Source organism: Segatella copri, assembly GCF_009495355.1.
Classification (GTDB): domain Bacteria; phylum Bacteroidota; class Bacteroidia; order Bacteroidales; family Bacteroidaceae; genus Prevotella.
In genome coordinates, this window is sequence record NZ_VZAD01000091.1 from 48,390 (window position 1) to 64,443 (window position 16,054).

A 16,054-nucleotide genomic window follows, 5' to 3' on the forward strand; every position below is an offset into this window, starting at 1 on the left:
TCTATAAGTCATAAAAAGTTTTCAAATTCAAACCTGTCAACTCAACATTTTTAAGTTCCTGATATATCAAGTTAGCTGTATTTGATTTGGCATACGGATTTTCATAAGTCTTTGCAGCCTTTTGCATCTCTTCGGATAAACAAAGCTTAAGTCCAGCTATTACCTCATCCTTTGAAGTACCACAATTAACAACACTCTTAGAGGCAAGTCTTCCCTTTTGTCTATCTCCAATATTTAAGGTTGGAATACCAAATGAAGGAACTTCAATGATTCCACTAGAGGAGTTGCCTACTGCTGCCTTTACAAACTGAAGGGCTGAAAGATAACGCTTTAATCCCAATGATGTATAAGCCTTTGCACGATTAGAATGATTCTGTACATACTTCTCTACAGCCAAAGCTATAGCATCCCTTCCTGTATCTGAGTTTGGCATAGTGAAGATTACTTTGAGATCTTTGAACTGGTCTAAAGCTTCCAAAAACTCACGAATGTCTTTGGCAGGATCACCACCAAGGGTCACAGGATGATAAGTAACAAGAATTGTTTGTGTATCAATCTTGAAATCCAAGGATGCTTCAAGTTCATCCTTCGTCATCAAAGGAACCGCCTTGATATTTTCTACCCCTAAAGAACCTACATCAAAAACTCTAGATGGTTGTTCTCCCATCTGGATAACTCGATGGCGATATTCTTCACAAGATGTAAAATGCAAAGACGACATCTTTGTCACGGAATGACGGATGGCATCATCGAATGCGCCTTCAGTAACTTCCCCACCATGAATATGAGCAATAGGAATACGATGAATCAACGCTACCTGAGCAGCAACAAGTATCTCATATCTATCACCCAAGAGTACTAGAATATCAGGTTTTAGCTCTGACAAGGCATCATTCATACCTTGCATTTCTTCTACCATTGATGAAATAATGCCATGAGCATCATCAGAAGGTTTATGCATATAGACCTTTTTATCTATAATAAAACCATCTTTCTCTATTTCTTTATAGGTTTCTCCATATTCGGGCATCAGATGCATATTGGTGGCTATGACTTGGAGACGCAAATCTCTATCCTCTTTGACTAATCTCATCAAACGACTTAACAAACCATATTCTGCACGAGTGCCTGTTACAAAACAAATCTTTCTCATAATTGTATTTGTTCGTCTGGTTGATAATCTTTAATCGCTTTGGTTCCTACAACTTCTTCCCAACGCATAGGTGTTATGCCAGTACCAGGGCGCTTAACAGCTAAGTTGTCATCAGACAATGTCTCACCTTTTTTTATAGAGGTACTTGCTACAATACTCTTGCGAGCTACAGCAATATTGGCACGTTCTGAATCAGAAACCTGTTTTATACCGGTTCCCAGAGCCTGCTCAATATTACGGATGGCTTGAACCATAGCCTTAAGTTCTTGTGGCTCCAAAGAGGCTTTATGATCAGGACCAACCATATTTCTATCAAGAGTGAAATGCTTTTCAATGACCTGTGCGCCAAGAGCTACAGCTGCTATAGGTACTTCTATCCCTTGGGTATGATCTGAATAACCAACAATAGTCCCAAAATCCTGTTTGATGGTTAGCATTGCCTTCAAGTTGACATCCTTCATTGGTGTAGGATATTGGGTATTGCAATGCAAGATTGTAATTTGCTTTTTAGTCAAGCCGTTCTTCAACAATACTTCCATCGCATTCCTGATATCTTCTTCATCGCACATTCCGGTGGACATGATGACCGGCTCATGAAGAAGAGCTATTTTCTTGATGAATGGATAGTTAGTAATTTCACCAGAAGGAATTTTCCAAAGTCCCAAACCAAGAGAATGCAAGAAATCAATACTTTCCAAATCAAAAGCTGTTGACCAAAAACGGATACCTTTTTGATGACAATAGGCAACAAGTTCTTGATGATCAGCATCAGACAGCTCTAATTTCTTGAGCATCTGATACTGAGAATCATCACCATCACCTATATTTTCCTTCTGATATTCTGCTTTCTTGGCATCTTTTGATACCAGTTTATCAGCCTTGAAGGTTTGAAACTTAATTATATCAACACCTGCATCAACTGCTGCATCTATAAGTTGCTTGGCTATATCCAAGGAACCATTATGATTGACACCAGCTTCTGCAATTATTAATGTATGATTAATCATGCTATTTTGCTTTAATTTTAAGGATAACAGGATTTCCTGCATAAATTCCCTTCACACATATAGACTTACGAACTACAGAACCTGCACCGATAATAATATCAGAAGCTATTCCGATACAGTTGGCACAAACGGATTGAGAACCTATAAAACAATTCTCTCCTATCTTACATTCACCATTTACCATGGTTCCTGTCGAGATGTGGCATTGATTACCAACCTCTGCGTCATGTTCTATATTTACGAAAGTATTGATGATGCAATTATCACCAATCTTTGCACCTGCATTGACAAAAGCATGATGCATAATGACAGTACCTTCGCCTAGTTCTGAATATTTACTAACGTGAGCGGTAGAGGCAATGATTGTTGCCAATCTGCCTCCAGCCGCCTTCACCTTATTATATAGTTTGATTCGGAGGGTTGGATTTTTGATGAAGCCTACAGTTATAACGAAATCACACTCCTCAACATATTGAGGAATCTCATCATCGGTTCCTATAACCTTATGACCAGGTAGAACCTCCTTGCCAACTTCATCAGGCATATCAAGGATTCCCTTGATTTCATAGCCTGCACTTTCAGCAACTTCAATCACTGATTTACAATGACCACCGCCACCGATGAGAATTAATTTACGATTCTGCATATGTTTGCAAATAATGCCCTCCGATATGATTTTCTATGACTTTTGAATAACGCCACTTATCAAACAATATCATATAACAATGATGAAGGCTCAAAATAGCATCTTGTAAATCTTGAGAAGATTCTAAATCTTCAATTTTTAATCCTACATTTTTACATTCTTCTCTTGAAATATGTCTACTATGAGAATAACTATTTGCATGGCTTATAAACAAATCTTCAACATTTCTCATATCTATAGAGCCATTAACATGCTGCAACCATTTTGTAGCTAATTCCTTAGACCATTTAACCGCATTTTCGCAATCTCCTATTAAAGTAGGATGATACTTCGAAATAATAGTTTGCCACAATCCTAAAACATTAGGATTTGCAGATATTGCAGTTATCGCTCTTTGATATTCATCAAGTATTCCTTGACATGCAATACCACCAAATTGAGGATCTATTGGACCTAACGATGATTGTTTTCCCATAATAATAGAATTACAAGACAATGCTATCATTGTTCCTGCAGACATAGATAATTGCGGTATTATTGCTCTTATATTATTAGGGAAGACACTTTGAAGATAATTTACAATGCTCTCTGTTGCAGCAATATCACCTCCAGGCGTATGTAATATTATATCTAATCCTTTAGAAGAATCCAACTTATAAACAGCATTCATTAATGCATTAATGTCATTATCATTAATTTGTATATTTGGAGCTTCTGGATTTTTCAACCAGCCTGAATAATATGATATAACATTTCTGCCTGTTAAGGTGCTTATCTTGTCTAAATTCTCCTGTCTTATAGAATTCAATCTTCCGATTGAATCTTGATACGTGTTCACGTCATCAAGTATATCACTCCAATTTGCCATAATCCTTCGCTTGTGTTATTGATTCTGTTTTATATTTATTTATAGAACAAAATGACATTTTTTGTATTGTATTTGTTTTAATTGATATATTCCCTCTCATTACGGAATATAATGTTTTGTTTAATTCTACTTTTGCCATAATCTTACACTACTTGGAATATTCACTACTCTATCTGCAAACCAGATAGTGTTCTCCAAACCATCGTTCTCACAATTCTCAAACATCGGCAAACGATTCATCAACTCCCAGATAGGGCGAGTCATTACGCCATTATCATTGGTCTGGGTAAGGAAATCAATCTGAGCCTCCTTATCTTTCAAGATAACAGCATTGAGCCAATAGTTAGAAACTGTATTTGGAGAATCCACAAAGAACTCTATTTCTGGTACATTCTTGAAGAACTCCTCATACTCTGCAGCAACCTTACGCTTGCTTGCTACATACTTATCAATGTTCTCCAACTGAGCGCATCCCATAGCAGCATTGATATTTGGCATACGGTAGTTGTAACCTACATGGTCGTGACGGAACTCCCAACGATGTGGAATCTTCGCCTGTGTGGTGATATGCTTTGCGTATGCTCCCAACTCCTCATCATTGAAGAGCATCATACCGCCACCACCAGTAGTGATGGTCTTGTTGCCATTGAAGCTTATTGCACCAATCTTACCAAATGTACCTGTATGCTGTCCCTTGAAAGTTGAACCAATACTCTCTGCAGCATCCTCTACAAGTTCGATATGCCACTCTTTACAGATAGCAGCAATCTCATCAATGCGGACAGGGTGACCGAATGAGTGCATAGGAACACAAGCCTTAACACGGCGACCAGTATTCTTGTTATAACAAGCCAAGTCATCCTCTTCAAAAGCAAAATCTCTACTCTTTGGAAGTTCTCCCTTACGAGTATTCTTGCGTATCTCGGCATTTTTCTGAAGCCATGCCTTCAAAGAATCAGGAGAAAGACCCATTGTTGAACGATCAACATCAATGAATACCGCATGAGCTCCAATATAACTCAACGCATTACAGGTTGCAATGAAAGTAAGAGCCTGAGTCAAAACCTCATCTTCTTGCTTAACACCAACAAGCAACAAGCTCATGTGAAGGGCATTGGTACCACTTACACATACCACCGCCTTCTTGGCACCTGTGTATTTTGCCATATCCTCCTCAAAGCGATCAACAAACTTACCTACGGATGAAACGAAGGTTGTGTCGATACACTCGTTGAGGTATTTCTTTTCATTACCTGCAAAAACAGGAACAGCCAAAGGAGTAAACTCCTGGTTGCCATAAACAGACTTGATAAAGTCTATCGTTTTCTTAAAATCTGCCATTTTATTGAGAATTACATTTTTTGATCCAAATTCTTACCTTTTTCCTCATGCTCGAAATTAGGTATAAACTTCTTGATTGATGTCACGATTTCTGCCTTGGTGAAGCCTGGTTCAGCAAAGATACCTTCCAACTCATCAAAGAACTGGTTAATCTCTGGCATCGGACGACGGGTTGTTTCCTCTACTACACCGAGTGCAGAGAAACGAGTCATGTTGATTTTTTCACCAGGAACATAGAATTCCTCGTAAGCTTTCTCGCCTGTAGTATCACTCTTGAAGTAAACAACAGGATAGTTGTCACTCTCATAATCCATATCTGCAGCATACTTCTTTGCCTCAGGATCGTTCTTACACTCCACCTTCTTAAAACCTTCTGCCTTTACGAAGTCATCACAGATAGATGAGAAGGTAAGCATCTGCTCTTCACCCAACTTAGGGAAGAACACCTCACCGCCATTACCAAGGATACAAGCCAACATACAAATCTGACCAGACTCCTCAGGAGATACAAAGTATCGCTTCACATCTGATGGGGCTGCCAAAGGCTGCTTCTTCTGCAAACGATGGATCCATCCATCTGGCAAAGAACCATTAGAGAAAGCAACATTGGCAAAACGAGCTGTTGTTACTTTGAAATGCTCATTATAAGCCATTACCAAGTCTTCCATAATGCGCTTGCTGGCTCCCATGATGTTGACTGGGTTAGCAGCCTTATCTGTAGATACGCAGAAGAAATGCTTTGGTGGGTACACGCAAAGCAAATCCATCAGTTTCTTTGCCTTGATGTCGTTGTTTTCGATGAGTGCTTGAACACTATACTTATCTTTCTCTGAACGTACATGCTTGTGGGCAGAGAAATTGGCTACAATGTCAAAGCCCTTCTCCTCACGGAAAATACGTTCGAAGATTGGATCTGCAAAATTGAGGGTGTAGCAACGGAACTCATCAGGTACATAAAGTCCTTCTGTGCTTCGCACATCACGAACCAATTCTGCCAATCCGTTCTCATTCAAGTCTACAACAACTACGCTCTGTGGTTCAAAGCGAAGAACTGCCTTGATGAATGAAGAACCGATAGAACCAGCACCTCCAATCACACAAACTTTCTTGCCTTTTATTTCAGCTGAAAGTTTTTCCTTGTTTGCCTCAATATCCTGAGCAAACATACTCTTTTCACGCCGGGTCACATACTGACCTATGAATTTATTAAGATTGAACATATTTATATTATGTTATTTGGATTATTAATCAGAGTGATATGAGCATCTGATTTAAAATTTTTAATTATCACCTAATAAGTTCTTTAACTTTTTGCAACAACATTTTTATATATCTTGCCTGCCTATAAAAACCCTTTATTGAAAGAATAAGAAAGAACTTTTCTTTTCCATTAAAGTTTTTCTGAACAAGAGGCAAGAAAGCAGAGAATCGCTTCTTAAATAATCTTGATGAATAATAATTATAACCATTTTCAAAAGCACGAAAAATGATAGTCTTATCAAAAAACTCTATTATTTGTTCTTCTTGTACAATATTACTTTTACTAAGCAAATTTAAGAATAGTGCCTTCAATTTTATATCATGATTATAAGTATTATCATCATAATATCTAACTAATGTTGCCTTATTATTATATTGAACATAATGATAATAAGCTTTTGGAAGATAAGCTACCTTAATAGAATGCATTAATATCTTTGCATTTACATACAAATCTTCACAATAATAGATTCCAGAAGGAAATGAAATGTCAAAGTTGTTGTAACAAACGCGTCTAACGAGTTTGTTACAACAACTGCCATGCAGTTGTTGGAACAGTTCTCGCAGAACTGTTGCAGAGTCAATATTACCCGGTTGTTGTTTATGGTATATTTGTTGCTGACCTATGTTCTCAAAAAAATCACATATTACCATATCAGCATTACTTTCCACTGCTTTAAGATATAGTTCTTTAAGCATTGGCTGTTCAACCCAATCATCAGGATCAATGTGGATAGTATATTCACCTTTCGACATATCAATTCCATCCTGACGGGCGGCACTAACACCCTGGTTCTGCTTATGCTTTACCTTAAATCGTTTATCGTAGCGAGTGTATTCATCACAAATATCCCCACTCGCATCTGTACTACCATCATCAATCATTATGACCTCAAAATTCAAGAAAGTCTGTTCTCGTATGCTATCCAAGGTCTTTTTGATAGTTTTTTCTGCATTATAAACTGGTATTATAACACTAATCAATGGGTTCATATTATAGAACATTAGTCGAACAAATTATTTAATTGAGCAATTATTCCTTGATTATCATAGACAAACCTTGCCACATACTGTTTTGCAGAAGCATACACCCCTTCTTCATCATTTGCTAATTTACATATCAACAAAGGCATATCCTCCAAAGGACATACAAAGCCACACCCCTCAGAAATAATCTCGCTTGCAGAAGGATAGTCATTTGCCATCACAGGAATACCTAAAGTCTGTGCTTCGTTAATAACCGTAGGATATGCCTCGGAATAAGATGTTGAAACTAACAAATCAGATTGTTTAATGTAGGGATAAGGATTATCCTTTTCCCCCAACATTTTCACGTAATTTTCCATCCCATTATCTATAATGGCTTTATTTATTTCATCATTGCATTCTGCACCCGAAGCTATTATATACCAACATACATTTTTCACTCCTTGTTCTACAACTTGACGCATGATTTCTGGTATCTTATCAAATTGTTTTACTTTTGTGGAACGCCCTATTGATATAATCCTAAAAATGTTCTCTTTTGTTTGTGGGTAATCAGAGACTTCATTTCCTGCTTGTTTTTTGATGAAATCCATATCAAGGAAATTATGGATGACCTTCACTTTACCTGAAAAGTGTGGCATCAATTCCAAAAATGATTTCTTTACGATAGAAGATACGCCAACCACAACATCCATCATCTCATAATAGCGACCGTATGTTTTTATCATATCACGTCCCAAAATCTTTGGGTCACAATGAAACCATGTTATCCTTTTAGCATTAGAAAAATATGAAGCAAACTCTACAGTCATCCCTTCATGATAAGCCACCACCACATCAAAGTTATATTTTTTTTGGAGATATGCAACCTCATAACGATACAAGAAGCCGAAATTGTAAGCATTCGTCAGTTTGTTATAGGCACCCATTATTTTTCTTGTATAAACATTGTCATGTAGAAGACAGTACAACTTGCTCTTTTTCACGATACGGTCGGCAAAAACTTTCTTGTAATAATCTCCTCCATCCTCATATAAGCTATATATGAATATCTCATAATTGGTCTGAGGAAAAAAGCCCAACAAATTTTCCAAACATTTTGTTATGCCTCCCTGAGTATATTCCTGTATGATAAATAATATCCTTTTCATGCTTTGTTTGCTGAAAGATTAGAGATTAAATCAAAAAGTGAAATGATTCGCTTATAAAAATCAAATTCATGACCAACTGCTTTTACACATTCTTCATTCAACAGAGGAAGAAGACTGACAAACTCTTGCTTAGGGAACAAATATCCATTGTAAGCATAAGTCGATGAGAAGAAGAAATATATCTTTTCAAACGTCATATATTGAAGATAAATCTCAACTGGTAAATTTATGTCTTCCGACAATACGACAGTTTTGATTTTCGTTGCTTTAAGTTTTTCCAACAGATTTTTCCTAAACACGGCGTTATCTCTTGGATGAAACTTCACATACACTGTCACATCAGAAGGTAGTGCTTCTAAGGCATTGGTTATAACGTTTATATAAATCTCCTCGAAATTTTCGATTTCCCAATAAGCCTCATCCAAAGGCTGAGTCAACAATAACACTTGGTGCAATCCATTTGCATCACCCACACATGAATCTATATACCGCTTTAGCTTATCCGAAAATTCAATATGAGGTTTGACTATATGCTCTTTCTCACCATGAAAGACAGGCAACATGCTATATCTTGCATCCATAGGAAAATTCTCATCAAGTGCTTTCCCTGGTTGATAACGCCATTTGGCAAAACTAACATGATACAAAGGAAGATAATATGTCAAATCTCGCAACAGCACTTTCAGTTTGAAAGCCAAAGAGTTGTTTGACCTATAGTCTTCCTTGATATAATGCGCCAATCCCTCCTCATAATATGCGATTTTATATCCTAAATGAGAGAATACTTTAGCAGTAAACCGAATAGACTGGTTTTTGTTTTCCCCTAAGAAAAAAGTATCTATCTGATTATCTCTAGCTATCCCTTTCAGCCATTTATAATTAGAATAGGCTTTTTTCACATCCTGTAAGTTTCTTATTACCAATCCATCCCAAGAGGGTAATTCTGGCAACACATAAGTTTTTCCCCATAAAGAATCGATTTTAAGAATCTTGTATATTTCAAGGAAATGCTTATTGTTTCCTACATATCCCTCTACCAATACACTTTCCTCTAATCCTTCTTGACGCGCAATGAGTTGAGCCACCAAGAATTGGAAAGGAGTATAAACAAAAAATAATGCTTTCATCATTTTACATTTTCTTTTTCAACCTCAATGCCAAGGGGTGTTCTATAATACCATGGCCTAATGAAGCAAAACAAAAACAAAGCAAAAGGGCTATTAAGAACAAACAGATGTGCTTGGTCAAATCAAAATATGCAGATATATTTAAGGTTAGCTTAAACACAAACAGTTGCATCAAGAAAAACGCATAAGATATATCCGCACAGTATTTCAAAATTTTATTCTTGGCAAGCTGAGGTTTTGTTGTATGTGCCAATAATTGCCAAGCAAAGAAAGGAAGCAATACTGCGCTATAGCTCATATATGTGACATGAGGGATTTGTATTTTTAGCAACAACATAACAACACCTACAATAAAGACATAAGAGGCTAATATGCTTATTTTCTTATTCAGCCATCCATACTTAATTTGCAAGCTTTTTACATTTACAGCCATGACAATTCCCATCAAGAACTCCAGAAATCGAAAGAACGGATTACTGTAAATCTGTTCTATATGAAAGATATATACTATCCATGGTGACAGTAATAGAACCAAATACGCCATAGAAATGACAAAACAAAGACACTTTTTAGAAATGGTTCTTATCAACAATATTGCCAAAGGGAAAAGAAGATAACAGATAACAATACATGACACGAACCAAGTTCCACCATTATGAGTAACAGTCATTAAAGAAGGAAATACAGATTGTATCCCAAACAGTTCAACTGGTAATATCAGCAAGTTCTGCAACAACGTCTCTTCACCGAATATGGGGGGGGTATAGTATTACACATACTATATAAAGAGGCAATACCGATACCAAACGTTTTTTATAGAATGTCAATAATGCTGCTCCATCCATAGGAAGTTCTTTGTATTTCAGCCCCAAGACATAGCCAGACATCATAAAGAAAAGTGTCATATAGACAGCTCCTTCACTAACAAATGATGTTAGTTTTCCAAAAGAACAACCTAAATGCATCCAAGAATGGAACAAGAACACCATGAATACGGTATATACCCGAAGATAATCCAATCCTATTATTCGCTTCATATTGCTATTTAAGAATTATAAATCCGAATTATCTCGTCTTCCCATGTGCCAACCAATTGTGCCCAATCGAAACTCTTGCCTAATTCAATCGCCTTATCCGACATAGCTTTCAATTTTGCAGGATTATCACAAAGTGCAGCTATAACATTTTTTGCCTCTTCGTATGTATCAACCACAAAACCATTTTCGCCATTGTTTATCCATTCTGTAGCCCCATAATCAGAATAGCAAAGTGTTGGACAACCTGCACACGCCGTTTCAAATGTCACCTTACCAAAACCTTCCGCTCTGGAGGTAAAATACATCAAATCCATTTTTCGTAATAGATTAGCCAACTCTGTATGATTCAGTTTGCCATGATAAGTAATGTTGGTTAGAGCGTTATCTTCCAAATAGTCCTCTAATTTTGTACCATTCCATAGTGCATTTGTACCAATAATATGGAATTGAATTTGAGGAAATTCTTTAGACATATCAAAAAAGTCCTCTATTCCCTTATTGACAAGGTTATTGCCTATAAAACAAATATTTCTCAACTTGCCGTCTCTCAATTCATTTTGACAGTTTAGAAACTTTTGAGTTTCCACACCAAGATATAGAATTGTATCAGCAAACTGAAAATGATGCCTTCTTCCTACATCTTCCTTTATATGTTGAGTAATAGCATAGAGATATGGAGAAACCCTTCTGAAAGAATGAAGATACCTTTCCGCATTCTTAGCTTTCTTTATATCAGACTCTACAAGGATACCTTCTACTGTTGTAAAAAGCTTTTTGCGAAATAACTTGGCTGTAATATACGCCAACGTATTGTATTCACATTTTACCCAATATACCACATCACATTGAATAATCCCTTTTACCACAGCCCACCATCCCAAACTGCGCATGTGAGGACTCATCTTGATATACCTAACCCCTTCTTCCTCTACAAAATCAGTAGCATTGGGATATGGGTACAAGATGGTAGAAACCTCAAATTTATCTTTGTCAAGATGCTTAGATAAAGAACGACAATTGATGTTTTGGGCAGCTTGATAATTGACGAATGCACCCAAGAATATTTTTATTTTTTTCATTTCTATTGCTCTTTTTTCAAGTAATTATCTATTGTCAAGTAATAGATAGTTGTTTTTATAAAGTGTGAAAGCTTATTATTGCGGTTATGAGCCAACTTCACGATTAGATGAAATTGCAAGAATGCCATCCAAAAGGATTGATGATAAACGATATTCCACCAAGGGATATGCTTGTTCACAACTTTTCGATGATAGAGGAGTGAACTTTCCTTGAATCTCACATTATACACCTTATCTGTCGATGGATGCGTAATACTTTCACTGATACGGTAGAGGAAGCAAGGCTTTTTCAATAGATAAAACTTATATCCCATGTAAGTTAGTTTGAAAAAGAGAGGAGCATCCTCAAACATCGAGAAGCGTTCATCATATCCACCAACCTTTTCCAAAACTTTTCGACGTATAAAATATCCGATAGTTGCCTCTATAAAGGTATGAAGAATAAGCTTTTTTCGGATTTCAGGATTTTCCTCTTCATAAAATGTAGCAAGTTCAGATTTAGGATGCAAAGGACCTATTATTTCTTTACCATTTACTTCCGTGAATGAATTATACTGTGAAACTATAATACTTTTCTCTGGTGTGACAAAATCCATAACTGCACTAATTGCATGAGGCAAAAATAAATCATCACCACCAAAAATCTTCACCCATTCACCACTGCATGACCTCCAACCTCTGTTAACATTACCTGTAACACCTGTATTATTTGATGTGGTGATAATTTTAGGCTTTACAAAGCGATTTCTATGATTGTTAATCCACTCTTCACAAACTGCGACTGTATTATCAGAAGAGTTATCATCCGAAATTATCAATTCTATTTTTTCATAATCTTGCATCCTCACACTTTCAAGTGTTTGCAAAATCGTCTGAGATGAATTATATGTAACAACTACCACAGACACTAATGGATACTCTTTCATTTCTTTAAAATTTTAGTTTTAACAACTTGATAAAGACCAGTTTTTTTATTGAGTAAATAGAGATAATATACCAATACTGCACAAGCAATAATAGAAGAACTGAAATAATAGATAATTCCTTCTGTTGTCATATCTAATACTAACATTACACCTAATACCACAAAAGAAAGAAACGTCAAATGTTTTAATTCCTTAGACATCGAATACTGGTATCTTTTAACATCGACATAAGAAATTACTATATAGTATAATAAATAATTAACTACAAAAGACCAAGCTAACCCTATCAATCCCCATAGATAATAAAAAGATACAGAAAGTATCAAGTTGACTCCATTAGAATATCCCCCTTCTAAAAAAAGATATATTTTTTTGTCTCCTTTTGCAAATGATGCATATCCTAATGCATAAGCTGCAGTTTTCAACAACATACCTAAACATACAATACGAATAAATGAAGTTATGACCAAAAACTCGCTGCTCAACAGTATTCTGATCACTATAGGGGCTATAATAATAAATATTGATAAAATAGGCATAGTAAGAAGCAATAGTATTTCACTTTGCTCATTGATTGTCTCACTCATTTTTTCTCTATCATTCATAACACCTGCTAAGCGCGGATAATAATCAGCAGCCATAGCCGCATAAACCATACCTATTACTTGTAAAGTGATACCCATAGCTGCATTAAAAAAGCCTATGTCTGATAATCCACCTAAACGAGATATCGAAATATTTATGAGATAAGTTACAAGCTGTCCAACAAGACTTGCTACAATCATAGCTACGCCTAATGTTACCATTGGCCGCCCATATTTATATATTTCGTGTAAGGACACATATTTGGTCCTAATTTTAAGTTTTCTTGCATAAAAGAAAGTTATAACATAATTTGCAAATGTAGAAATAATAAGACCAGGAACTATACCATCAATTCCCCAAAAATAAAATAGCGGAATACTGGTTAAGAGAGATACGATAGAGCCTATAATACCACATGATGCAGTATCCTTAATTTTACGCATAGATACCAGCAAAGCATTGTTACCTGAACTGAGCAAAGTAAAAAGGACGATCAAAGAAAGAAAACAATAATCTATGGTATGTTCATTGGTTTTAAATGCCCACTCACTAAAGAAATGCGATAATAATATAACAAATATTGTTCCTGCTATAGCAGAAAACAACAAAATTCTTTTATAAACACTTACAATCAGAGTAAATCTTTCTATATCTCCATTTTCTCGACAAGAACTCAATTCACGAACAACACTTGTACCAATTCCCAAACCAAATATTGTAATAACCATTGTCAGGGAAGACATATACATCGAAGACAATCCCATGCCTGTACTTCCTATCAAAATAGCTACAAACTTGGAACGTATAATTGTTACAAACATTGACAACACTTGGGTTCCCCCAAATATTGACGTTGCTTTTAATATACTTCTATATTGTGCCATTAATTAATAAATTCAATTTTATCATGAACGTTAGACCAATTTTTGCGTTCTATTTCATCATCATACACATAAATTTTACCATCCATATCAGAGTTTAAAAAGCCACCAAATTTTCCTAAACTGCCTTTACTGGTAATTTGAAACTTGCAGGCACTAATTAAAAACATATCCATATAGCCTCTATCAGAACCATTTATATCGACTAAATAATATGAATTTTCACAGGGTAATTCTTGAATCATATTATTTTTAACCCATTCGGGTTCGTCAGAGAATATGTAGCAGTTTAATCTGCCTTTTTCTTCTTGTATTTTATGAAGAACTTTTATAAAGTAATCAGTATTAACAGGAGCGCCATAAGCTCCATTTGTTACCGCAAGATCTCCCCTTCTCACATGGATAGCAACTGTGTTACTCTTTGTAAGAATTTCATTAAATAATTTATTGTTTTCAGAATCAAGTACTGATTTCCTAAATTTGAAAAATCTATGAAAATCTTTTCTATACATTGATTGATCATTAGCATAATAGCCTTCCATATAAGTAGGAGCTTTGGCAATTTGGTATGAAGAAGACGAAAAGGCTAACCTGGAATAGAAAAAAATTTCATGTTTCTTAGCTACACATACGTCCAAATCAGGAAAAGCCTTTAATAAATCAAAATTACGTGCGAATTTTCCTGTTAAATCTTTACCATTTTTTTTAAACCAGTCTAAATCATATTTTACCAAGAATCCTTTCTCCTTGAGTTGTTGTCCTATTAGGAAAAAATGCATTTGAGAACAGATTCCGCCATCAACTCGTACAATTATCATCTTCTTTAAGAGATGAAAACGAATTAAAACTTTTGCCAGTAATCTTATCAAGCTATCTGTCATCATTTGAAATTATTTATATGATATACTACTGTAGCAACATCCTTTATAGATATAACTGGACCCATAGGCAAACTTAATTCCTCATTAGCCAATTTTTCAGTAATAGGAAGAGACAACGTTGGTTTGTTCCATGACTCATTAGCATAACATTCCTGTAGATGTGGCGCAATTGGATAATGACAAACCGTTCCAACACCATGATTCTGTAAATAATCATGAAGTGCATCCCGTTTGCCATCTCGTACAATTATAGGGAATAGATGATAAGCGTTCTGCTCGTCTGGCAATAAATCAGGCAAAGAAACAAGAGGATTATTAATATGCTCATAATAATAATGAGCCACTTCTTTGCGGTGAGCGTTATCTTCTACTAAATATTTCAACTTAACATCCAATACTGCTGCCTGAATTTCATCAAGACGGCTATTACGACCTGCATATTTGAATACATATTTTCTTTGGCTTCCATAATTAGCTAAAGCACGTACCGTCTTTGCTAATTCTTCGTCATTAGTAACTACAGCACCACCATCACCAAGAGCACCCAAATTCTTGCCCGGGTAAAAAGAGAAACCTGCAGCATCACCTAAATTACCTGTCATACGACCATCCTCAAATCTACATCCATGACTTTGGGCACAATCCTCGACTAATTTAAGTTGATATTTTCTGCACAGTTCTCCAATTTTATTGGTATATGCTATACGACCATATAGATGAACAATAGCTATAGCCTTTGTTTTAGAAGTTATGTGAGACTCTATTAAGTCATCATCAATCTCCAACGTATTTGGTTTAGGCTCCACAAGAACAGGAATCAAGCCATTCTCTGTAATTGCTAAAATCGTTGCAATATATGTATTTGCAGGCACAATCACCTCATCACCAGGCTGCATAACTCCCATTTCTATATATGCCCTGAATATCCATATAAGGGCATCCAAACCATTGGCACAACCTACACAATATTTAGAGCCAACAAATTCTGCGAAATGGGTTTCAAACTTTTTGTTTTCTTCACCTTGAAGGTACCAACCTCCATTGACAACTCGGCTTACAGCCTCATTAATTTCTGCCCCATGAAGAGCAGTAACTTCTTTTAATGATAAAAATGGTATCATCTGT

Annotated in this window: 16 protein-coding genes; all 16 read right to left on the bottom strand. The window is 35.9% G+C overall.

Annotation, left to right across the window (positions count from 1 at the left end; all coding sequences use genetic code 11):
• Position 1: 1 nt before the first annotated feature.
• The 16 genes from neuC to F7D20_RS11965 all read right to left on the bottom strand — a co-directional run bounded on the left by neuC (position 2) and on the right by F7D20_RS11965 (position 16,050).
• A complete protein-coding gene (gene neuC / locus F7D20_RS11890) occupies positions 2 to 1,153 on the bottom strand; it encodes a UDP-N-acetylglucosamine 2-epimerase (RefSeq protein WP_158464227.1) in 1,152 nt (383 codons plus the stop codon).
• Complete coding sequence (gene neuB / locus F7D20_RS11895) at positions 1,150 to 2,157, bottom strand: N-acetylneuraminate synthase (protein WP_367383933.1); 1,008 nt, start codon at positions 2,155 to 2,157, stop codon at positions 1,150 to 1,152. The genes neuC and neuB overlap by 4 nt, the downstream gene beginning before the upstream one ends.
• 4 nt (positions 2,158 to 2,161) lie before the next feature.
• Positions 2,162 to 2,806, bottom strand: coding sequence for an acetyltransferase (locus tag F7D20_RS11900; RefSeq protein ID WP_158464229.1), 645 nt, complete (start codon positions 2,804 to 2,806; stop codon positions 2,162 to 2,164).
• A complete protein-coding gene (locus F7D20_RS11905) occupies positions 2,793 to 3,674 on the bottom strand; it encodes an SDH family Clp fold serine proteinase (RefSeq protein ID WP_158464230.1) in 882 nt (293 codons plus the stop codon). The genes F7D20_RS11900 and F7D20_RS11905 overlap by 14 nt, the downstream gene beginning before the upstream one ends.
• A 126-nt stretch (positions 3,675 to 3,800) precedes the next feature.
• Positions 3,801 to 5,015 carry a LegC family aminotransferase gene (locus F7D20_RS11910; protein WP_158464231.1) on the bottom strand — a complete coding sequence of 405 codons (1,215 nt, stop codon included), beginning with the start codon at positions 5,013 to 5,015 and terminating at the stop codon, positions 3,801 to 3,803.
• Between the two features lie 11 nt (positions 5,016 to 5,026).
• A complete protein-coding gene (locus F7D20_RS11915; protein WP_158464232.1) occupies positions 5,027 to 6,235 on the bottom strand; it encodes a UDP-N-acetylglucosamine 4,6-dehydratase in 1,209 nt (402 codons plus the stop codon).
• A gap of 67 nt (positions 6,236 to 6,302) precedes the next feature.
• Complete coding sequence (locus tag F7D20_RS11920; protein WP_158464233.1) at positions 6,303 to 7,268, bottom strand: glycosyltransferase family 2 protein; 966 nt, start codon at positions 7,266 to 7,268, stop codon at positions 6,303 to 6,305.
• Between the two features lie 11 nt (positions 7,269 to 7,279).
• Positions 7,280 to 8,413, bottom strand: a complete 1,134-nt coding sequence (locus F7D20_RS11925; RefSeq protein WP_158464234.1) for a glycosyltransferase — start codon at positions 8,411 to 8,413, stop codon at positions 7,280 to 7,282.
• Complete coding sequence (locus F7D20_RS11930) at positions 8,410 to 9,543, bottom strand: polysialyltransferase family glycosyltransferase (protein ID WP_158464235.1); 1,134 nt, start codon at positions 9,541 to 9,543, stop codon at positions 8,410 to 8,412. The genes F7D20_RS11925 and F7D20_RS11930 overlap by 4 nt, the downstream gene beginning before the upstream one ends.
• 1 nt (position 9,544) lies before the next feature.
• Positions 9,545 to 10,210 (bottom strand): acyltransferase family protein, encoded by a 666-nt coding sequence (locus F7D20_RS13165; protein ID WP_262884597.1) that lies wholly within the window; start codon positions 10,208 to 10,210, stop codon positions 9,545 to 9,547.
• Positions 10,211 to 10,283: 73 nt separating this feature from the next.
• Entirely contained in the window at positions 10,284 to 10,577 is a 294-nt protein-coding gene (locus F7D20_RS13245) for an acyltransferase family protein (protein ID WP_158464237.1), read from the bottom strand.
• 8 nt (positions 10,578 to 10,585) lie between these two features.
• Entirely contained in the window at positions 10,586 to 11,656 is a 1,071-nt protein-coding gene (locus F7D20_RS11945; RefSeq protein ID WP_158464238.1) for a glycosyltransferase family 4 protein, read from the bottom strand.
• 2 nt (positions 11,657 to 11,658) lie between these two features.
• Positions 11,659 to 12,582 carry a glycosyltransferase family 2 protein gene (locus F7D20_RS11950; protein ID WP_158464239.1) on the bottom strand — a complete coding sequence of 308 codons (924 nt, stop codon included), beginning with the start codon at positions 12,580 to 12,582 and terminating at the stop codon, positions 11,659 to 11,661.
• Positions 12,579 to 14,051: an oligosaccharide flippase family protein gene (locus F7D20_RS11955; RefSeq protein WP_158464240.1), complete on the bottom strand. Its 1,473-nt coding sequence runs from the start codon at positions 14,049 to 14,051 to the stop codon at positions 12,579 to 12,581. Before F7D20_RS11955 ends, F7D20_RS11950 begins: the two co-directional genes overlap by 4 nt.
• A complete protein-coding gene (locus tag F7D20_RS11960) occupies positions 14,051 to 14,932 on the bottom strand; it encodes an alpha-1,2-fucosyltransferase (protein ID WP_158464241.1) in 882 nt (293 codons plus the stop codon). Before F7D20_RS11960 ends, F7D20_RS11955 begins: the two co-directional genes overlap by 1 nt.
• Entirely contained in the window at positions 14,929 to 16,050 is a 1,122-nt protein-coding gene (locus tag F7D20_RS11965; RefSeq protein ID WP_158464242.1) for a DegT/DnrJ/EryC1/StrS family aminotransferase, read from the bottom strand. Before F7D20_RS11965 ends, F7D20_RS11960 begins: the two co-directional genes overlap by 4 nt.
• Positions 16,051 to 16,054: the final 4 nt, after the last annotated feature.